General features: G+C 61.9%; 23 protein-coding genes and 2 tRNA genes. 16 read left to right on the top strand and 9 right to left on the bottom strand.

Annotated elements, in window-relative coordinates:
• Nucleotides 1–23: 23 nt before the first annotated feature.
• The 3 genes from APH34_RS26340 to APH34_RS26335 are packed head-to-tail and all read right to left on the bottom strand — an operon-like array spanning nt 24 to nt 1,604.
• Entirely contained in the window at nt 24–1,100 is a 1,077-nt protein-coding gene (locus APH34_RS26340) for a nitronate monooxygenase family protein (RefSeq protein WP_054903598.1), read from the bottom strand.
• Between the two features lie 25 nt (nt 1,101–1,125).
• Nucleotides 1,126–1,293, bottom strand: a complete 168-nt coding sequence (locus tag APH34_RS29660) for a hypothetical protein (RefSeq protein ID WP_176515187.1) — start codon at nt 1,291–1,293, stop codon at nt 1,126–1,128.
• 8 nt (nt 1,294–1,301) lie between these two features.
• Nucleotides 1,302–1,604, bottom strand: coding sequence for a DUF1883 domain-containing protein (locus APH34_RS26335; protein ID WP_054903597.1), 303 nt, complete (start codon nt 1,602–1,604; stop codon nt 1,302–1,304).
• A 127-nt stretch (nt 1,605–1,731) separates the two neighbouring features.
• Between APH34_RS26335 and APH34_RS26330 the strand changes: the two genes are divergently transcribed.
• The 9 genes from APH34_RS26330 (at nt 1,732) to APH34_RS26290 (ending at nt 10,493) form a co-directional block, all read left to right on the top strand.
• Nucleotides 1,732–2,091 carry a hypothetical protein gene (locus APH34_RS26330; protein ID WP_054903596.1) on the top strand — a complete coding sequence of 120 codons (360 nt, stop codon included), beginning with the start codon at nt 1,732–1,734 and terminating at the stop codon, nt 2,089–2,091.
• 145 nt (nt 2,092–2,236) lie between these two features.
• Nucleotides 2,237–2,887, top strand: coding sequence for a cytochrome c (locus APH34_RS26325; RefSeq protein WP_054903595.1), 651 nt, complete (start codon nt 2,237–2,239; stop codon nt 2,885–2,887).
• Nucleotides 2,884–3,798, top strand: a complete 915-nt coding sequence (locus APH34_RS26320; protein WP_054903594.1) for a c-type cytochrome — start codon at nt 2,884–2,886, stop codon at nt 3,796–3,798. Before APH34_RS26325 ends, APH34_RS26320 begins: the two co-directional genes overlap by 4 nt.
• Before the next feature lie 138 nt (nt 3,799–3,936).
• Nucleotides 3,937–5,298, top strand: coding sequence for a UDP-glucose/GDP-mannose dehydrogenase family protein (locus APH34_RS26315; protein WP_054903593.1), 1,362 nt, complete (start codon nt 3,937–3,939; stop codon nt 5,296–5,298).
• A 48-nt stretch (nt 5,299–5,346) separates the two neighbouring features.
• The gene (galU, locus tag APH34_RS26310; RefSeq protein ID WP_054903592.1) at nt 5,347–6,186 is read left to right on the top strand and encodes a UTP--glucose-1-phosphate uridylyltransferase GalU; all 840 of its coding nucleotides are present in this window, start codon (nt 5,347–5,349) and stop codon (nt 6,184–6,186) included.
• Nucleotides 6,187–6,284: 98 nt separating this feature from the next.
• Nucleotides 6,285–7,640 carry a glutathione-disulfide reductase gene (gene gorA, locus APH34_RS26305; protein WP_054903591.1) on the top strand — a complete coding sequence of 452 codons (1,356 nt, stop codon included), beginning with the start codon at nt 6,285–6,287 and terminating at the stop codon, nt 7,638–7,640.
• 264 nt (nt 7,641–7,904) lie between these two features.
• Nucleotides 7,905–8,468, top strand: a complete 564-nt coding sequence (gene ahpC / locus APH34_RS26300) for an alkyl hydroperoxide reductase subunit C (protein WP_033696855.1) — start codon at nt 7,905–7,907, stop codon at nt 8,466–8,468.
• A 124-nt stretch (nt 8,469–8,592) separates the two neighbouring features.
• On the top strand, nt 8,593–10,155 hold the full coding sequence (gene ahpF / locus APH34_RS26295; protein WP_054903590.1) for an alkyl hydroperoxide reductase subunit F: 1,563 nt from the start codon (nt 8,593–8,595) through the stop codon (nt 10,153–10,155).
• 149 nt (nt 10,156–10,304) lie between these two features.
• Entirely contained in the window at nt 10,305–10,493 is a 189-nt protein-coding gene (locus APH34_RS26290) for a hypothetical protein (RefSeq protein WP_054903589.1), read from the top strand.
• 5 nt (nt 10,494–10,498) lie between these two features.
• On the opposite strand, the gene APH34_RS26285 is transcribed toward APH34_RS26290, so the two are convergent.
• From APH34_RS26285 to nhaR, 3 genes are all read right to left on the bottom strand, one after another.
• The gene (locus APH34_RS26285; protein ID WP_054903588.1) at nt 10,499–11,146 is read right to left on the bottom strand and encodes a YceH family protein; all 648 of its coding nucleotides are present in this window, start codon (nt 11,144–11,146) and stop codon (nt 10,499–10,501) included.
• 162 nt (nt 11,147–11,308) lie between these two features.
• Nucleotides 11,309–12,520: a serine/threonine transporter SstT gene (sstT, locus tag APH34_RS26280; protein ID WP_054903616.1), complete on the bottom strand. Its 1,212-nt coding sequence runs from the start codon at nt 12,518–12,520 to the stop codon at nt 11,309–11,311.
• A gap of 104 nt (nt 12,521–12,624) precedes the next feature.
• Entirely contained in the window at nt 12,625–13,518 is an 894-nt protein-coding gene (gene nhaR / locus APH34_RS26275) for a transcriptional activator NhaR (protein ID WP_054903587.1), read from the bottom strand.
• A 134-nt stretch (nt 13,519–13,652) separates the two neighbouring features.
• Between nhaR and APH34_RS26270 the strand changes: the two genes are divergently transcribed.
• Together APH34_RS26270 and APH34_RS26265 are read left to right on the top strand one after the other, a co-directional pair.
• Entirely contained in the window at nt 13,653–13,892 is a 240-nt protein-coding gene (locus tag APH34_RS26270) for a hypothetical protein (protein ID WP_054903586.1), read from the top strand.
• A 25-nt stretch (nt 13,893–13,917) separates the two neighbouring features.
• Nucleotides 13,918–14,670: a TerC family protein gene (locus APH34_RS26265; protein ID WP_054903585.1), complete on the top strand. Its 753-nt coding sequence runs from the start codon at nt 13,918–13,920 to the stop codon at nt 14,668–14,670.
• A 127-nt stretch (nt 14,671–14,797) separates the two neighbouring features.
• On the opposite strand, the gene APH34_RS30115 is transcribed toward APH34_RS26265, so the two are convergent.
• Complete coding sequence (locus APH34_RS30115) at nt 14,798–14,977, bottom strand: hypothetical protein (RefSeq protein ID WP_054903584.1); 180 nt, start codon at nt 14,975–14,977, stop codon at nt 14,798–14,800.
• Nucleotides 14,978–15,189: 212 nt separating this feature from the next.
• Between APH34_RS30115 and APH34_RS26255 the strand changes: the two genes are divergently transcribed.
• Nucleotides 15,190–15,876, top strand: coding sequence for a peptidase C39 family protein (locus APH34_RS26255; protein WP_054903583.1), 687 nt, complete (start codon nt 15,190–15,192; stop codon nt 15,874–15,876).
• Nucleotides 15,877–15,919: 43 nt separating this feature from the next.
• On the opposite strand, the gene APH34_RS26250 is transcribed toward APH34_RS26255, so the two are convergent.
• Nucleotides 15,920–17,203 carry an FAD-binding oxidoreductase gene (locus tag APH34_RS26250; protein WP_054903582.1) on the bottom strand — a complete coding sequence of 428 codons (1,284 nt, stop codon included), beginning with the start codon at nt 17,201–17,203 and terminating at the stop codon, nt 15,920–15,922.
• Nucleotides 17,204–17,404: 201 nt separating this feature from the next.
• Between APH34_RS26250 and APH34_RS26245 the strand changes: the two genes are divergently transcribed.
• From APH34_RS26245 to APH34_RS26230, 4 genes are all read left to right on the top strand, one after another.
• Nucleotides 17,405–17,481: transfer RNA gene (locus APH34_RS26245), tRNA-Val, on the top strand.
• 160 nt (nt 17,482–17,641) lie between these two features.
• Nucleotides 17,642–17,718: transfer RNA gene (locus APH34_RS26240), tRNA-Val, on the top strand.
• Between the two features lie 142 nt (nt 17,719–17,860).
• Nucleotides 17,861–18,433 carry an SPOR domain-containing protein gene (locus APH34_RS26235; RefSeq protein ID WP_054903581.1) on the top strand — a complete coding sequence of 191 codons (573 nt, stop codon included), beginning with the start codon at nt 17,861–17,863 and terminating at the stop codon, nt 18,431–18,433.
• A 204-nt stretch (nt 18,434–18,637) separates the two neighbouring features.
• Complete coding sequence (locus APH34_RS26230; protein ID WP_054903580.1) at nt 18,638–19,063, top strand: GTP pyrophosphokinase; 426 nt, start codon at nt 18,638–18,640, stop codon at nt 19,061–19,063.
• 2 nt (nt 19,064–19,065) lie between these two features.
• On the opposite strand, the gene APH34_RS26225 is transcribed toward APH34_RS26230, so the two are convergent.
• A partial coding sequence (locus APH34_RS26225; RefSeq protein ID WP_177337055.1) for an endonuclease I family protein occupies nt 19,066–19,440 on the bottom strand: 375 nt, incomplete at its 5' end.

Below are 19,440 nucleotides of genomic sequence, written 5' to 3'. Positions count from 1 at the left end.
TGGGCGAACGCCCGTCGAATGGTTCAATGTGCAATCAGCGCCAAGGCCTTCGCGGCAATCTCGCGGGTCAACTGCTCAGCCGGCATGGCCTTGCCCAGGCGTAGCGCCTGCCCCGACCACAGGTTGCTGAAATCGCTGTTCCCTTTTGGGTCGGTGATCGCCCGCAAGGGCATCAGCGCGCCGCCCGCCAGCGGGAAGCGTGGCGCCAGGTCGCTCATCGGCCCCAGCTCGCGCATGATGCGGTTGTTGATGCCGCGGGCCGGGCGTCCGGTGAACACGTTGGTCAGGGCCGTGTCGCTGGCGGCTGCGTTGTCCAGAGCGCGGCGATGAGCCGCAGAAACCTTGGCCTCAGGGCAGAACAGGTAGGCTGTGCCGATTTGCACGGCGCTGGCGCCCAGCGCCAATGCGGCGACCAGGCCGCGGTGATCGGCGATACCGCCTGCTGCGATCACTGGCAAACGGACCGCATCTGCGATCTGCGGTACCAGGGCGAAGGTGCCGATTTGGCTGGTGATGTCTTCGCTGAGGAACATGCCGCGATGGCCACCGGCTTCGTAACCCATGGCGATGATTGCGTCGCAGCCATGGTCCTGGAGCCATAGCGCTTCTTCTACAGTGGTCGCGCTGGACAGCACCTTGGCGCCAGCCGCTTTGACCCGCTGCAGCAGCGCCGCCTCCGGCAAGCCGAAGTGGAAGCTCACCACCTCTGGGCGCAACTGCTCGACCAACTGACAGCTCGCCTCGTCGAACGGTGCGCGGTTGGAGACTGGCGTGGGTGCCTCGAAGTCGGCACCCACTTCTGCGTAATACGGCTTGAGCGCTTGTTTCCAGCGGTTGTCACGGTCGCTGTCGGGGGACGGAGGCTGGTGGCAGAAGAAGTTGAGATTCAGCGGCAGGCCCGGGCAGGCACTGCGAAACGTTGCGATCTCGTCACGCAGTTGCTCGCCTGACAGCATGGCGCAGGGCAGGGCACCCAGCCCGCCTGCCCGAGCCACGGCGATGGCCATGGCTGAACCCGTGGCACCGGCCATGGGCGCCTGGAGAATGGGCAACTGGATGCCCAACAGATCAACGATACGGTGGTCGGGCCAGTTGCTCATGCAGTTCTCCTTTTAACGGTGGGCGTTACAGGGCCTTGCTGACTTGAATGTCGCTGATCTTGTCGGCGTCGTCGCCATGGATCTTGCGCAGCGCATCGAGCGCCTGCGCTTGCGATGCATCGGGCATCACGGCGAAATCCCAGCGGCGCTGGCCGTCGAGCTTGTACTTGATGACGTATTTGGTCTGGGTCATGGCAGGTGTTATCCGAGTTTTGACGACGAGCGACGAATGATCTTGATCTTATGGCTGAAGGCCGGCTTGCGTGTCACCGAGATCGGGCGGGCCGTCACCGTATCAATGGTGATGTTCCAGAAGCCGGTGCTGGGCACGGTGATCTTGGCCGGAAAGCGCTCGAAGTGACCACCGTGGTAGGTGTGCCGGCCGCCGTTCTTGAAGCTGCGGAAATTGGCGTCGTTCATCAGGCGGATGTTGCAGCGCTGGGAGCATTCGATGACGACCACGTCGTCCTCGTTCAGGTGCTCGCGCTGGTGTACGAATTTCATGTGATGCTCCGCAAGGTCTGGTTCTGCAAAGGCGAACGATACCACGCTGGCAGATAAATCCGCCAAAGCACGGAGCAAAAGCGCCTGGCTGCTGTCCTAAGCATTCTTGAAAGCAGAGGTGTTGCAAATGAAGTGGATGGTGGCGGCGTTGTCTCTCGCGCTGGGCGGTTGTGTCAGCGTTTCGGAACTGGAACAGTCCCGTGAAACTCTGGATGTGATCTCCGGCAAGACGCCGCGTGAATATGCCGATTGCGTCAAGCACGAGCTTGCCAGTTCGCGTGACCCGTTGGTGGAAGAGCCACGCGGCGACGGCTTGCGGTTGATCGTGCCGCAAAAGCTGTCATCCGGTGCCGGCCCCGCAGCCTTGGTGGATATCGACAAGCGCGGCAGTGGCAGCAGCATCAAGCTGCACGAGCGGTTGAACAACTTCCCCCTGCGTCTGGGTGATGTGCGCACGGCGGCGACCGAGTGCATCTCCGGCAGTTGATCCAACTCAAGTAAAACGCGGTTAAGAGGCCAATTGCCATCCCTTGGTCGGGATGGGCGTTGTTGCGAATTCCCCTCCGGGGCTAGTATCCATTTGCTTATGTTTTTTGAGCCTAAGCTTATAACAAAAGAAATGGAGATTCGTGATGACACCGTTGAGTCGCGTCGTGATCGGCAGCCTGCTGATCCTGGCCTGGCCCTCGGCGCACGGCGCTGATGGCCAGAAAATCTTTACCCAAGGCGGGGCTAATCCTGCTGCCATGGCTTGTCTGGGCTGCCACGGCCCAGACGGCAAAGGCATTGCCGCCGCCGGGTTCCCTCGCCTGGCTGGCCTGCCTGCCGGCTACCTCAGCAAACAATTGCATGACTGGCGCAATGGGGAGCGCAAGCAGGCGGTGATGGAGCCGCTTGCCAAGGCCTTGACCGAGGAGGAAATCAAGGCGGTCAGCAGTTACCTGGCTGGCCTGCCAAGCGACCCCGCCCCAGACGTGCGTCGCCAGCAGATCGCCGACGATCCCACCGCTCGGCTGGCCCTTTACGGCGATTGGAGCCGGCAGATCCCCGGTTGCGTGCAATGCCACGGCCCCGGTGGCAGTGGGGTTGGCGAGCACTTCCCGCCGTTGGCGGGGCAACCTGCCAGCTACCTGGTGGCACAACTCAACGGTTGGCGCGATGGCAGCCGCCGCAACGACCCCAATCAACTGATGGTCGGCGTAGCCAAGGCCATGACCGACGAGGAGGTCAAGGCCATTGCCGAGTTCTTCGCCAAATCCGCCAGCCCGGAGGTCACGCCATGAACGCATTGATGCCGACACTGCTGCTGTTGGCCATGGGCAGCGCCGTTGCCGCGCCCATTGCCATGGAAGATCAGTCGCAACTGAAAGTGCCTGCTGCCCAGGCTGCCCCGCAGTTCGTGCCGCCGGCCGAAAGCGAGTTGCCGGACAATGCCTTTGGCCAGATGGTCCGCGAAGGCCACGCGCTGTTCGTCGACACCCGTCGGTTGATGCCCGAGGCCGTGGGCAATGGCATGAACTGCAGCAACTGCCACCTCGACCAGGGGCGGCTGGCCCATTCCGCGCCGATGTGGGGCGCCTATCCGATGTACCCCGCGTATCGAAAGAAAAACGACAAGGTCAACACTTACGCCGAGCGTATCCAGGGGTGTTTCCAGTTCAGCATGAATGGCAAGCCGCCCGCGGCTGACAGCCCTCAGATGACGGCGTTGGCGGTCTATGCGTACTGGTTGTCGACCAAAACGCCTACCGGGGTCGAACTGGCCGGTCGCGGTTACCCCGACGTGCCCCAGCCCAAGGGCGGCTACGACTTCAAGCGCGGACAGCAGGTGTACCAGGAGCAATGCGCCCTGTGCCACGGTGACAATGGCGAAGGGCAGAAAGTCGCCGGTGAATACGTGATGCCACCGCTGTGGGGCAAAGACTCCTACAACTGGGGTGCCGGCATGCACCGGATCAACACCGCGGCTTCCTTCATCAAATACAACATGCCGCTGGGCAAGCCGGGCAGCCTGAGCGACCAGCAGGCCTGGGATGTGGCGGCCTGGGTCAATCGCCACGAGCGGCCGCAAGACCCCCGGCTGGTAGAGGGCTCTGTCGAGAAGACGCGAGTGAAGTTCCATGCCAATGACGGCGTCAACCTGTATGGGCAGAAAGTCGAGGGGGTGCTGATCGGGCAGGGGACAGGTAGCTGAGGGGCTGACAATGCCGGCCTTTTCGCGGGTCTGCCTGCGAAAGGGCGCGCCGGGCACCTGTTTCTGTCATCCCGTCGTCACCGCCCTGCAATCACCGCCGGGTAGCAATGGGCGCTATCTACCTCAAGGAGCGCGGCCATGGAACTCTGTGTCATCGGGGCGGGGTATGTAGGGTTGGTGACAGCGGCTTGCTTTGCTCAGTTGGGCAACCGCGTAATCTGTCTGGAGCGAGATCCGCAGCGGCTTGCACAATTGCGCCAGGGCCAGTGCCCTATCCATGAGCCGGGGTTGCAGGCACTGCTGCACAACGGCATTCAGCAAAGGCTGTTGAGCTTCAGTGATGACTGGCAGCCCTCGCTGGCCAAGGCGCAGGTCGTGTTTATCGCGGTCGGTACACCCAGCCAGGAGGATGGGTCGGCCGACCTGCAGCATGTACTGGCCGTGGCAGATAGCCTTGGTCGCTTCTTGCCCCGCAGTTGCCTGGTGGTGAACAAGTCGACCGTGCCGGTAGGCACTGCCGAACGCGTTGCCCAGCACATCATGCTTGGCCTGCGGGCACGCGGTGCAGCGTTTGCCATCGAGGTGGCAAGCAACCCGGAATTTCTCAAGGAGGGCAGTGCAATCGATGATTTCATGCGCCCTGACCGCATCATCATCGGCACTGACAACGACGCCGCGGCCCAGTGCCTGCAACGTCTGTACGCGCCGTTCGTGCGTAACCACGACCGCATTCTGGTCATGTCCGCGCGTGCCGCCGAGTTCAGCAAATATGCAGCTAACGCCTTCCTGGCGACCAAAATCTCTTTCATCAACGAACTGGCTGGCCTTTGCATGCAGCTTGATGTGGATATCGAACAGGTTCGGCACGCCATCGGCAGTGACCGGCGCATCGGTAGCCACTTCATCTATGCAGGCTGCGGCTACGGCGGCTCGTGCTTCCCCAAGGACATCCGCGCATTGCTGCGCACGGCACAGCAGCACGCCTATCAGCCCGCCATCCTGGAGGCGGTGCAGGCCCGTAACGAGGAGCAGAAGACCTTGCTGTTCAAGGCCCTGCAGCAGCATTTTGGCGGGTTCATGCGTGGGCGTACCGTGGCGCTCTGGGGCCTGGCATTCAAGCCGGGTACCGATGACCTGCGCGAGGCGCCCAGCCTGGTGTTGCTCGATGCCTTGCTGGCCGCCGGCGTGCGGGTTCAGGCGTGTGACCCGGCGGCGTTGGCGGGGGTTGCCGAGCGTTATCCGCAGGCGCTTGCCAGCGGCCAGTTGCGGCTTGGCGGCGACCCCTACGCCTGCGTCACAGGCGCCGATGCCCTGGTGCTGGTAACCGAGTGGAAGCTGTTCCGCCAACCGGATTTCGCCCGCGTACGTGGGCTGATGCGCATGCCGGTGCTCTTTGACGGGCGTAATATTTACGATCCTTTGGAACTATCTACACTGGGTTATCTCTATCATGGCATCGGTCGGCCGCAGGTGGGGCATTGTAAGGTGACTGCCGCCTGATTAGACTGCGCCGAATTCCCCAGGCTATGCCTTCGTTTAAGGACGTATATGATCAAGAAATGCTTGTTCCCGGCAGCCGGTTACGGCACCCGCTTCCTACCCGCTACCAAAGCCATGCCCAAGGAAATGCTGCCAGTGGTCAACAAGCCGCTGATCCAGTATGGCGTTGAAGAGGCGCTGGATGCCGGCCTGAACGAGATCTCGATCGTCACCGGCCGTGGCAAGCGCGCCCTGGAAGACCACTTCGACATCAGCTATGAGCTGGAAAACCAGATCAAGGGCACCGACAAGGAAAAATACCTGGTCGGCATCCGTCGCCTGTTGAACGAGTGCTCGTTCTCTTACACGCGCCAGACCGAAATGAAAGGCCTGGGCCATGCCATCCTGACTGGCCAGCCGCTGATCGGTGACGAACCGTTCGCTGTGGTGCTGGCGGACGACCTGTGCGTCAACCCGGAAGGTGACGGTGTCCTGACCCAGATGGTCAAACTGTACAACCAGTTCCGCTGCTCGATCATCGCCATCCAGGAAGTCGACCCGCAGGAAACCAACAAGTACGGCGTTATCGCCGGTGACATGATCCGCGAAGACATCTTCCGTGTTACCAACATGGTAGAAAAGCCCGCGCCGGAAGACGCCCCGTCGAACTTGGCGATCATCGGTCGTTACATCCTCACCCCGGATATCTTCGATATCATCCGGAACACCCCGCCGGGCAAAGGTGGCGAGATCCAGATCACCGACGCCTTGATGCAGCAGGCACAGAACGGTTGCGTGATCGCCTACAAGTTCAAGGGCCAGCGCTTCGACTGCGGCGGCGCCGAAGGCTACATCGACGCGACCAACTTCTGCTTCGAGAACTACTACAAGACCGGCAAGGCATACTGATTCGCCAGCGCAGGTCCACAAGCCATCCTTCGGGGTGGCTTTTTTGTTTGTGGCGGCTAACGGCGGTATGCTGGGCGCCAGCCTAGGAGACTGAATACATGGCCTACGATTTTGATCTGTTCGTGATTGGCGCCGGTTCCGGCGGTGTGCGTGCGGCGCGCTTCGCTGCCGGCTTTGGGGCGAAGGTGGCGGTAGCCGAAAGCCGCTACCTGGGGGGCACCTGCGTCAACGTCGGGTGCGTGCCCAAGAAGTTGCTGGTGTACGGCGCCCACGTCGCCGATGAGCTGGAGCAGGCCGCCGGGTTCGGCTGGACGCTGGAAGAAGGCCACTTCGACTGGGGCACCTTGATCGCCAACAAGAACCGCGAAATCGAGCGCCTCAATGGCATCTATCGCAACCTGCTGGTGAACAGCGGCGTGACCTTGTTGGAAGGCCATGCGCGCATCACCGGAGCCAACGAGGTGCAAGTGGATGGCCAGCGCTACAGCGCCGAGCACATCCTCATCGCCACCGGCGGCTGGCCACAGGTGCCGGACATTCCGGGCAAGGAACTGGCCATCACCTCCAACGAAGCCTTCTACCTCAAGGACCTACCACGGCGCGTGCTGGTGGTAGGCGGTGGTTACATCGCTGTCGAGTTTGCCGGTATTTTCCAGGGGCTTGGCGCCGATACCACTTTGCTGTACCGCGGCGACCTGTTCCTGCGCGGCTTTGACGGTTCGGTCCGTACCCACCTGAAGGAAGAGCTGGAAAAGCGCGGGCTCAACCTGCAGTTCAATGCTGATATCCAGCGCATCGACAAGCTCGATGACGGCAGCCTCAAGGCCACCCTCAAGGACGGCCGCGAACTGGTCGCCGATTGTGTGTTCTACGCCACCGGCCGGCGTCCCATGCTCGACAACCTGGGCCTTGAAAACACCGGTGTCGAGTTGGACCCGCGTGGTTACATTCGGGTCGACGAGCAGTACCAGACCACCGCGCCGTCGATCCTGGCCATCGGTGATGTAATTGGCCGCGTACAGCTGACCCCGGTGGCCCTGGCCGAAGGCATGGCCGTGGCACGGCGCTTGTTCAAGCCAGAGCAATACCGGCCGGTGGATTACCAGAACATCCCCACGGCGGTGTTCAGTCAGCCGCCGATCGGGACCGTTGGCCTTACTGAGGAGCAGGCGCTGGAAGCGGGGCACAAGGTGCAGATCTTCGAAAGCCGCTTCCGCGCCATGAAGCTGACGCTCACCGACATTCAGGAGAAGACCCTGATGAAGCTGGTGGTGGATGCCGACACCGACAAAGTGCTGGGTTGTCACATGGTTGGCCCGGATGCCGGCGAGATCATCCAGGGCCTGGGCATTGCACTGAAGGCGGGCGCGACCAAGCAGCAGTTCGACGAGACCATTGGCGTGCACCCGACTGCTGCCGAAGAGTTCGTCACCCTGCGTACCGCCACGCGCTGATAACGCTGGGCTCATCGCTGGCAAGTGGCTCCCGCACTGTACTTGTGGGAGCCACTGTCTTGCACAACTGCAGAAGTCGACGCATTTCCTGTGGGACTGGGGTTCACCCGCAATCCTTTGCTCAGCCCAAACCCTTCTATTAATAATCTCCTCTTATAGCCAAAACCAATCGTCAGCATGAGGTTTGCCAATGAGCCTTTTTGACGACCAGCGGTTAGGATTCTCTCCGTCAACTGATTTCAACCCCATGAAGGAGCGTCTCTCATGCCTATCATCAACAGCCAGGTCAAACCGTTCAACGCCACCGCCTTCCACAACGGCGAATTCGTTCAGGTAAGCGAAGCCGACCTGAAGGGCAAGTGGTCTGTCGTGTTCTTCTACCCGGCCGACTTCACCTTCGTCTGCCCGACCGAGCTGGGTGACCTTGCTGACAACTACGCCGAGTTCCAGAAGCTGGGCGTGGAAATCTACGGTGTGTCCACCGACACCCACTTCACCCACAAAGCCTGGCACGACACTTCGGAAACCATCGGCAAGATCAAGTACCCGCTGATCGGTGACCCAACCCACGTCATCTCGCGCAACTTCGACGTGCTGATCGAAGAAGCCGGCCTGGCCGATCGCGGAACCTTCGTGATCAACCCGGAAGGCCAGATCAAGATCGTCGAAATCAACGACGGTGGTGTAGGCCGTGACGCCAGCGAGCTGCTGCGCAAGGTCAAGGCTGCCCAGTACGTTGCCGCTCACCCGGGCGAAGTTTGCCCGGCCAAGTGGAAAGAAGGCGAAGCGACTCTGGCTCCGTCGCTGGACCTGGTCGGCAAGATCTAAGACCGTGCGTCAGATGCGGGCGGTGAGCAGCCGCCACTTCTAAGCTGTCACCGCCCCGCAAAAACGCCCGGGCGACATCGCCTGGGCGTTTTTATTTACACGTTTGAAAAAAGGAATCGCCCGTATGTTGGACGCCACGCTTAAATCGCAACTGAAAACCTACCTGGAGCGGGTCACCCAGCCGATCGAGATCGTTGCTTCCCTCGACGACGGCGCGAAGTCCCGCGAATTGCACGACCTGCTGGTGGAAATCGCCGGCCTGTCGAACCTCATTACCCTGAGCGCGGACGGCACCGATGCCCGTCGCCCATCGTTCTCGCTCAATCGCCCCGGGGCAGACATCAGCCTGCGCTTTGCCGGCATCCCCATGGGCCACGAATTCACCTCCCTGGTATTGGCGCTGCTCCAAGTCGGCGGCCACCCATCCAAGGCCAGCGCCGAAGTGATCGAACAGATCCAGGCCCTGGAAGGCGAGTTCACCTTCGAAACCTACTTCTCGCTGTCGTGCCAGAACTGCCCCGACGTGGTCCAGGCGCTGAACCTGATGGCCGTGCTCAACCCCAATGTGCGCCATGTCGCCATCGATGGCGCGCTGTTCCAGGATGAAGTCGAGTCGCGCAAGATCATGGCGGTCCCGAGCATCTACCTCAATGGTGAAGTATTTGGCCAGGGCCGTATGGGCCTGGAAGAGATCCTCGGCAAGATCGACACCAACGCCGGTGCTCGCCAGGCCGAAAAAATCAATGCCAAGGACGCTTTCGACGTGCTGGTGGTCGGTGGTGGCCCCGCCGGTGCGGCCGCAGCCATTTACGCGGCGCGTAAAGGCATCCGTACCGGTGTCGCAGCCGAGCGCTTCGGCGGCCAGGTGCTCGATACCCTGGCCATCGAAAACTTTATCTCGGTGCAGGAAACCGAAGGGCCGAAACTGGCCACGGCGCTGGAAGAACACGTCAAGCAGTACGACGTCGATATCATGAACCTGCAGCGCGGCGAAGCGTTGATCCCCGCCACCGACGGCGGCTTGCACGAAGTGCGCCTGGCAGGCGGTGCGTCGCTCAAGGCCAAGACCGTGATCCTCGCCACCGGTGCTCGCTGGCGCGAAATGAACGTGCCGGGTGAGCAGGAATACCGCGCCCGTGGCGTGGCCTACTGCCCGCACTGTGACGGCCCGCTGTTCAAAGGCAAGCGCGTGGCGGTGATCGGTGGCGGCAACTCCGGTGTAGAAGCGGCCATCGACCTGGCCGGCATCGTCGCCCAGGTGACGTTGATCGAGTTCGACAGCCAGCTGCGTGCCGACGCGGTGTTGCAGCGCAAACTGCATAGCCTGCCGAACGTCAAGGTGATCACCAGTGCATTGACGACCGAAGTGGTCGGCAACGGTGAGAAGGTGACCGGTCTGCGCTACAAGGACCGTACAACCGACGCGCTGCATGATTTGGCGCTGGAAGGTATCTTCGTGCAGATCGGCCTGCTGCCCAACACCGACTGGCTCAAAGGCACAGTCGAGCTGTCGCCACGTGGCGAGATCATTGTCGATGCCAAGGGGGCGACCAACATCCCCGGCGTGTTCGCCGCAGGTGACGTGACCACGGTGCCGTACAAGCAGATCGTCATCGCCGTAGGCGAGGGTGCCAAGGCATCGCTGGCGGCCTTCGACCACTTGATCCGCGCTTCTGCACCGGCGTAATCCTGCTGTTGCTCCTTCGCGGGCAAACCCGCCCCCACAGGCACAATGCAGCGCCTGTGGGGGCGGGTTTGCCCGCGAATGCGTGGGTTCAGGAAAAACCGTGCCGAGGGTGTCTATGATTACTGCAGACACCTTCAGGAATCTCACCCATGACCCTGATCAGCCGCGAACCCTGGTGGCTAGTGCCACCCAAGCCCGGGCAGAAGGAGCAGGACCTGCACTGGGGCTACCTGGAAATCTATGCCGACGGCCGTACCGTGTTCGTCGACCAGCGCCCCAGTGACCGGGAGCTGGCAGAGCGCAAGAGCTGCCGCAACTTCCCCGACCTGGAGCACTGAGTGCCCTAGCCCTCCAGCTCGGCCAGGCGTGCTTCAAGCGCGGCAATACGTGCTTCCAGGGCTTCGATTCGCTCTTCCGACACATTACCGCTACCCGCGCGTGCGCCGCCTTCCTGCTGGCGCGCCGCCAGAATCGCCTCGATTTCAGCCGGGTCGCCCAGCGCGTGGGTATAACGGTCTTCACGTTGCCCCGCCTGGCGCGGCAAATGCAGGGCCAGGCCGCGGGAGATCAAGCGCTCGAGCTGGTGCTGGATCTGTTCGGTGTCGTCGAATTCGTGCAGCCGGTTGCTGCGGGTCAGCAGCTCGTTGAGGGTTTGTGGCCCGCGCAGGAACAAGAGGCCCATCAGTATCAGCTGTGCCGGTACCAGCTCCAAGGCCTTGTCCACGCGTTGTTCCCAGCGGTCGGCACGGCTGCCCATCTGCAGGCGGGTCATGTCCTTGCCTTCCAGCGCACGCAGGGCCTGGCCGACCTGGCCTTGGGTCAGGTTCATGACCGGTTCGCGGCTGGTCTTCTGGTTGCAGGCCAGGAGCAGGGCGTTGAGGGTCAGCGGGTAGCTTTCAGGGCTGGTGGCCTGTTTTTCGATCAGCGAACCGAGAATGCGGATCTCGATACTGGTAAAGCGGCCTGCGTCTGCGGTTTCGTGTTCTGACATGGCCCTGTCTCATTGCGAGGAAAAGGCCACTAGCGTAGGTAAAGCGCCTGGCTTAAGCAATCACTGGCTTGTTCGCTGAACAAGCCCGCTCACCGCTACCGCATTTGGCTCAGGCGCTTCGGCGCTTTCCTGGGGGCAGGGAACACCCCGGCCCCAGCCATCTCAGGCGCTGTGTCGCTCTTCAGCCTGGCACGCCGCCGCCGTGAACAGCACATCGGTCGAAGAATTCAGCGCTGTCTCCGCCGAATCCTGCAGCACACCGATGATGAAGCCTACCGCCACCACCTGCATGGCGATTTCGCTAGGGATGCCGAACAAGCTGCATGCCAGCGGAATCAACAGCAGCGAGCCGCCGGCCACGCCCGACGCGCCGCAGGCGCAGATGGCCGCAACCACACTCAGCAGCACGGCGGTCGGCAGGTCGATCGCAATGCCCAGGGTGTGCACTGCTGCCAGTGTCAACACGGTAATGGTGATCGCCGCACCGGCCATGTTGATGGTGGCGCCCAGCGGGATCGACACCGAGTAGGTGTCTTCATGCAGTCCCAGGCGCTCCGACAGCGCCAGGTTGACCGGAATGTTGGCTGCCGAACTGCGGGTGAAGAATGCCGTGATGCCGCTTTCGCGCAGGCACAGCAAGGTCAGAGGGTAGGGGTTGCGGCGAATCTTCCAGAACACGATCAACGGGTTCATCACCAACGCCACGAACAGCATGCAGCCGATCAGCACCGCCAGCAAATGCAGGTAGCCCAGCAATGCATCGAGGCCCGATTGGGCGAGGGTGGCGCTGACCAGGCCGAAAATGCCCAGCGGGGCGAAGCGGATGACCACGCGCACGATCAGGGTGACGCCATTGGACAGGTCTTCGACCACGGTTCGGGTGGTATCACCGGCATGGCGCAGGGCCACACCCAAGCCGATGGCCCAGGTCAGCACGCCAATGAAATTGGCGTTGAGCAAGGCGTTGACCGGGTTGTCAACGGCACTGAGCAGCAGGTTCTGCATCACCTCGACAATGCCGCCTGGCGCGCTCAGCGCAGCCTGGTCAGTGGTCAGCGCCAGGTGCGACGGGAACAGCATGCTGGCGACCACGGCGACCACTGCAGCAGCGAAGGTGCCCAGCAGATACAGCCAGAGAATCGGGCGTATATGGGTTTCCTGGCCGTGGCGATGGTTGGCGATCGAGGCCATGACCAGGATGAACACCAGTACCGGTGCCACCGCCTTGAGGGCGCTGACGAACACCTTGCCGAGAAAGCCTAGGTCGCGCGCAATGTCGGGGGCGAGCAGCGCCAGGGCGATGCCGGCAACCAGGCCGATGACGATCTGAGTCACCAGGCTGGTGCGGTTAAGGAGGCGGAGGACGGGGGACATGTGCAGCACAATCTCGGTATCTTCAAAGCGCGCGACTTTACCATAGACCATTGGCTGGCAGTTCCGGCCTCTTCACTGGGTCACCCGCCAAGCGCGCGCCGCGATCACCAATGAAACAACTCCCTCCTCGCGCCCTCGGTGATGGCCACGATCCCTGGGTGCTTGACCTTGCGTTCGACCGAAATGGCATAGAACGACTCGCGCACCGCCTCGGTCTGCCCGATCAACTGCACCCCATACTGCCGGCACACCTCCTCGGCAATCACGCTCGGCGCCACAAACAGGCCGCTGCCCGACTGGCCGAACGCCTGCATCAAGGCGCTGTCGTCGAATTCGCCAATGATCCTTGGCTGTACCTGCTGCTCGCTTAGCCAGCGCAACAGGCGGCTGCGCACTACCGTTTCCTGGCCGGGAATCAGCAGCGGAGCATCGTGCAGGCAGGCGGGGAAGTCGCCCGCATGCTGCAGCGCCAAGGCTGGGGTTGCAAAAAAGCTCAGGCCGCATTCGCCAAGCTTCTGGCTGTAACCCTTGATGTCCAGGTGGCTGGGCATCGGGCTGTCGGAGATCACCAGGTCCAGGCGTTGGATCGCCAGGTCTGCCAGCAGCCGTTCGAGCTTGTCTTCACGGCAGTTGATACGCAGGACTTCGTCCAGTGCCATGGTGGGAGCAAGCAGGCGGTAGACGATCGACTTGGGCACCACATCGGCAACCCCCACACGGAACAGGATCTGCTCCTGCGGGCCGGCGCGCAGCATGGCCTCAAGCTCACCAGCGATCTGGAACATCTGCTCGGCATGCACCAGCGTCTGGCGGCCCGTTTCGGTCAGTTCCAACTGCCGGCCAACGCGCTGGAACAGCTCCAGGCCATAGGTTTGCTCGAACAGGCTGATCTGGCCGCTGATGGTCTGGGGCGTCAGGTTCAACTGCTCACTGGCGCGGGCGATGCTGCCGGTCTTGGCCACAGCCCAAAAATAGTGCAACTGGCGATAGTTGAGCATCGCTGCGCTCTCGATTCGTAAAAACCGAAGTATAACCGCTGAAAATACGAATTTTCCTGATGTATGGGCCTCTTTAGAATCCCAACCCATCAGGTGCCGTGCGCGGCGCCGGGAAATCGACAAGCGAGGACGTCATGCTGCAACTTAAATCCATTGGCACACCGTTGGTGCTGGCCTTGGCACTGTTGAGCCTGGTCGGCTGCGACCAGGCGGAGAAATCCGCCCAGCAGATGCTCGACCAGGCCGCCCAATCGGCCAAGCAAGCCATCGATGACACCAACAAGGCAGCGCAACAGGCGCTGAGTGACGCCATCGGCACCGAGGGGCACAAGCCCAAGGACGCCGAGGCGCAAACCAAGACCCAGGACATCTGACCCAGAACCGCTGCAGGACTGAAAAATGGAATATCTGCTGGAACTCGCCGCAAGCCCCACCGCCTGGGTAGCCCTTGCCACACTGGTGGCCATGGAAGTCGTACTGGGTATCGATAACCTGATCTTCATCTCGATCCTGACCAACAAACTGCCGCTCGAGTATCGCTCCAAGGCGCGACGCATCGGCATCAGCATGGCCCTGGTCATGCGCCTGGCGTTGCTCAGCACAGTGGCCTGGATCGTTCAGTTGACCGACCCGGTGTTCGAAGTGTTCGGCAATGCCTTCTCCTGGAAGGATGTGATCCTGATCGCCGGTGGCCTGTTCCTGTTGTGGAAAGCGACCAAGGAAATCCACGAAAACGTCGACCCGCACGGCGCCAAGGAAGAAGCGAAGGTGTCTTCCACGGTTACCCTGGGCTTTGCGGCGGCGATCTTCCAGATCCTTTTGCTGGACATCGTCTTCTCGGTCGACAGCATCATCACCGCCGTGGGCATGACTGAGCACCTGCCGATCATGATCATCGCCGTGATTACGGCCGTGATTGTAATGATGGTGGCCGCCGACCCACTGGCGAACTTCATCAACGACAACCCGACCGTCGTCATGTTGGCCCTGGGCTTCCTGATCATGATCGGCATGACCTTGATCGCCGAAGGCTTTGGTGCCCATGTGCCGAAAGGGTATGTGTACGCGGCGATGGCGTTCTCGACGGTGATTGAGATCCTCAACATCCTGGCCCGCCGGGCGCGGCTCAAGCGCGAAGCGGCCGAAGGCTGACAGGGCGGGGCGCTTTGCGCCTCGTTTGCAGGCAAGCCTGCTCCCTCGCGGGCCACTGTTGCTCAAGGCAGTGGCGGCCCGTGGGGAGCGGGCTTGTGCCGCGAAAGTGCCGCAGAACTATCAGCTGTCAGTGCGCTTGTGCGTGCCGCCGTGTACGGTTGGTCGGCTGGGCCCTGGCCTCAGCCTGCGGTGGCTGGTGGTGATGCTGTGAATGACGCCGTACGATCCGCAGAACGCCCCATAACATGGCGGCTGCAACGCTAAGCCACATCCCTACCAGCATGAGAATTGCCATTGTCAGGCTCATGTGTGCCTCCTTCTCTCGGGCTAGCCCACGGCTTGCCCTCCAGACACTGCTTTAGTCTAGCTGCAGGCCTGTGACGTTCCATTGATCGATGGTCGACTGCTTGGGTCGTTTCGTTCCAAGCCTGCGTCGGGCTATACCCGCGCTGCGTGGCGTCCTATGATCTGCGCCAGAGCCGGGCGCTGACAGCCTGGCGTCGGAACAAGCGAGTGTCCATGGAGCGAAATTCCCTGAAAGCGTGGGCCGCCAGCCCGCGTCGGTTGCTGGTGGCCTGCCTGTTGGCTGTAAGTGTGGCCGGTTGTGCCGGGGCACCACCCGCCACGCTCAAGGGCCTGCCACAACGGGTCGAGATCAGCAGCGTGCCGTTCTACCGGGGCAACGCCAACCACAGCGGTGCAATGGCCTTGGCGGCCTTGCTGTCGCAGCAGGGGGCGCCGATCACGCCGGGCTTGCTGGATAAGCCATTGGGCCTGCCCCAGGGCGCCGCATCGCTGGGTGACAGCATCCCGCGGGTGGCACGGGAGTACGGCATGGTCGTCTACCCGCTGGAAAAACACCTGGATGCCTTGCTGACTCAGGTGGCGGCGGGTAACCCGGTGCTATTGCGCTATCAGGAAGGGTCGGCGTGGTGGAGCGAGCCGCGTTATGCGGTGTTGATCGGTTACGACCGGTACAAGCAGCGGGTGTTGCTGCGTTCAGGCATGCACCGGCGGCAACTGATGGCCTTCGATGATTTTGCCGCAGGGTGGGCGAAGGAAGGGCATTGGGCAGTGCTGGTGCAGCCCCCGCGGCAACTGCCGGCCCAGGTGGACCGACAGCGCTGGCTGCAGGCTGCCGACGAACTGGCCCGGGCAGGCCAGGAAGTCGCGGCGAAACAGGCGGTGAGCAGCCTCGGCAAGTAGCGTTGCGCCACCGGCCCGCCGCGGCGAGCCGGGGCTGCCTGCCTCAGAAGCCCAGGCGATCGCGCAGGCTGTAGTACCACGCACCGATGGCGCTGAACGGTACACGCAGCATCTGGCCGCCAGGGAACGGGTAGTGCGGCAGGCCGGCGAAGGCGTCGAAACGCTCGGCCTGGCCACGCAGCGCCTCGGCCAGCACCTTGCCCGCCAGGTGGGTGTAGGTCACGCCGTGGCCCGAGCAACCCTGCGAGTAATAGATGTTATCGCCGATACGGCCGACCTGGGGCAGGCGCGACAGGGTCAGCAGGAAGTTGCCGGTCCAGGCGTAGTCGATCTTGACGTTCTTCAGTTGCGGGAAGGCCTTGAGCATCTTCGGGCGGATGATCGCTTCGATGTTGGCCGGGTCGCGTGCACCGTAGACCACGCCACCGCCGAAGATCAGGCGCTTGTCGCTGGTCAGGCGGTAGTAGTCGAGCAGGTAGTTGCAGTCCTCGACGCAATAGTCTTGCGGCAGCAGGGTACGGGCCAGTTCCTCGCCCAGCGGCTCGGTAGTGATCACCTGAGTGCCGCAAGGCATCGACTTGGCAGCCAGTTCTGGCACCAGGTTGCCCAGGTAGGCGTTGCCCGCAACGATGATGAACTTGGCGCGTACCTTGCCCTGTGGGGTGTGGACCACCGGGTTGGCACCGCGCTCGATGCGCACGGCCGGGGTTTGCTCATAGATGATGCCGCCCAGCGACTCGACCGCGGCCGCTTCGCCCAAGGCCAGGTTCAGCGGGTGGATGTGGCCGCCGCTCATGTCCAGCATGCCGCCGATGTAGCTGTCGCAGGCCACGACTTCACGGATACGCTTCTGGTCCATCAGCTCCAGCTGGGTGTGGCCGAAACGCTCCCACAGGCGCTTTTGCGATTCCAGGTGGCCCATCTGCTTGGAGGTCAGCGCAGCGAACACGCCACCGTCCTTCAGGTCGCACTGGATGTTGTACTTGGCGACGCGCTCGCGGATGATGCGGCCGCCTTCGAAGGCCATGTGGCCCAGCAGTTGCGCTTGCTGGGGGCCGACGGTGCGCTCGATGACATCGATGTCACGGCTATAACTGTTGACGATCTGGCCGCCGTTGCGGCCCGACGCGCCGAAGCCGACCTTGGCCGCTTCGACGATGCTGACCTTGAAGCCGTTCTCCAGCAGGAACAGTGCGCTGGACAGGCCTGTATAGCCGGCGCCGATGATGCACACATCGGTCTCCACCTCACCCTGCAGCGCCGGACGTGGCGGCACCGGGTTGGCCGAGGCGGCGTAGTAGGACTGGGGGTAGGGGGTATTGGCCATGCTCGAGGAACCTCGTGTTTTATATTTTTAACGAATGTAGCGATGCTATCAATAATAATAAACACCCGCTAGTCGTCCGGTGAAAATCCTTTACCCGCTACGACGAACCGCTTCTCTATAAAGAGTTTAAGATTCAGTGGGTTAGCGCGAAAAAAAGTGTTGACAGGTGTTTGGGAGTGCGTAGAATGCGCACCACACGACAGGCACATAGCTCAGTTGGTTAGAGCACCACCTTGACATGGTGGGGGTCGTTGGTTCGAGTCCAATTGTGCCTACCAAATCCCAGAAAGGGCGATCCGCAAGGATCGCCCTTTCTGCATTCCGGGGTGAGGTAACTGCATTTCCCAGGTGGCCGACAGGCTTCTGAAAGTTTTTGATTTTTTTGAAAAAAACGCTTTACAGGTGTGCAGTCGATCTCTAATATGCGCACCACACGACAGGCACATAGCTCAGTTGGTTAGAGCACCACCTTGACATGGTGGGGGTCGTTGGTTCGAGTCCAATTGTGCCTACCAAATATCAGAAGGGGCGATCCGTAAGGGTCGCCCTTTTTGCATGTGCGCGTTATATGGGTGTCGCACGGTGTAACGTATGGTCGCGGTCCAGGCCACGGGCGGTCATGCTAGAATCCGCCGCTTCGAATCTGGAGGTACACGCGTGCGCAAACTGGCAGTGGTAATGGCAGTGCTGGCCCTGGCGGGCTGTGAGAACGAGGTCGAAGGTGTGCACAAACAAGTGGCCGAACACTTGCACAACCCAAAGACGGCCAAGTTCGGCAACGTGCGGATCGACACCAAGGGCACCATCTGCGGCCAGGTGCGCGGCAAGGACGATGCCGGGCAGTACGAAGCCTACCGCAGCTACGTGGCGATCAAACGTGACGCTGGCCAGTACGAAATCATTGTCGATGACACCGGCAACAACCTGCGCATTCGCGAAATGTGCGGCGGTGCCGACCTGCAGCGCCGCGCCGAGGCACTGGCCGATCAGCCGGCGCCGCAAGGCTGGGATGTCGAAGTGATCCAGGGTGCCAACATGGGTGCGCTGACCGACATGACCGCACGCCTTATCGAAAAGGGCATTCCCTCTTCGGTGGAGTACCGCGACGGCAAGCCAGTAGTGTTGATGGGGCCATTCCCGACCAAGGAAGAGGCCGAAGCACGCAAGGCAGACGTCATGGCCAAGCTGGGGACTGATTCGGTCGTCATCCAGCATGGCGCTCAGCGCTGACACGCTTGCAGTAGCCACGACCTTGTATCGCGAAGGGGCAACCTGGCAGCCCCGCAGTGTCAGCAGCCCAGCCCCTTTGCGAGCGGAAACTGCCCTTGTACGTCAGGGCTGGTCGGCAGTGCAATGGCCGACGCAGACGGCCTGTCATCTGTAACCCGACCCGGCTATGCTTGCTCTGGAAGAAGGCCGAACGGGGAGGGCCTCATGTCTACACTGGAACGGGCTATCGTAGTGGCCGCCAGAGCGCATGAAGGGCAATACGACAAGGGTGGCGCTGCATATATCCTGCATCCATTGCGGGTGATGATGCGGGTTTCCACGCCTGAGCAGCGGATCGTCGCGGTGCTGCATGACGTGATCGAAGACACGCCGCTTACACTTTCCGACCTCGCTCGCGAGGGCTTCACGCTGAAAATCCTCGCCGCCCTGTTGGCTTTGAGCCGCCGTGAAAGCGAAAGCTATGAGGATTTCGTCGTGCGCCTGGGCAGCGATCCGCTGGCCCGTACCGTCAAAATGGCCGACCTGGCCGACAACAGTGACCTTTCGCGTATTGCCTGCCCAGGCCCGGCTGACCTGGCACGTCTGGTGCGCTATCGGCAGGCCAGCGCCTACTTGCAGGCGCTGGCCTGAGCCTAGCCACAGGCCTTGAGGTTAACCGGCCCGACAAAATCGTTGCCGCGCCCCATCACGCACGCCACCTGCTGGTTGCGCTGCCGCTCCCAGGCTTGTGGCGGGTAGGTCTTGTTCCAGGCATTGAACAACTGCTGGTCCTGTTTGGACAGGCGCAGGTTGTACTGCTTGCTCATGTAGAAGTAAGTGCGCGCGATCATGCCGCGGATCGATGGGCGCGGCATGACCTTCTTGGCCTTGAAATCGACCTGGGTCAGGCAACTGCCATATTGGCCCTGCTGCACAGGCAGCCAGCCGAAGCTGAAGTTGCTGCGGTCACCATTGACCTCACCGATGCTCGGTACCAGGTTGTGCAGGTCGGCCTCGGCGCGCTTGTA

Source organism: Pseudomonas sp. NBRC 111131, assembly GCF_001320525.1.
GTDB lineage: Bacteria > Pseudomonadota > Gammaproteobacteria > Pseudomonadales > Pseudomonadaceae > Aquipseudomonas > Aquipseudomonas ceruminis.
Note: the sequence above shows the minus strand (reverse complement) of the source record. Positions and strands in the feature narration are given on the sequence as shown.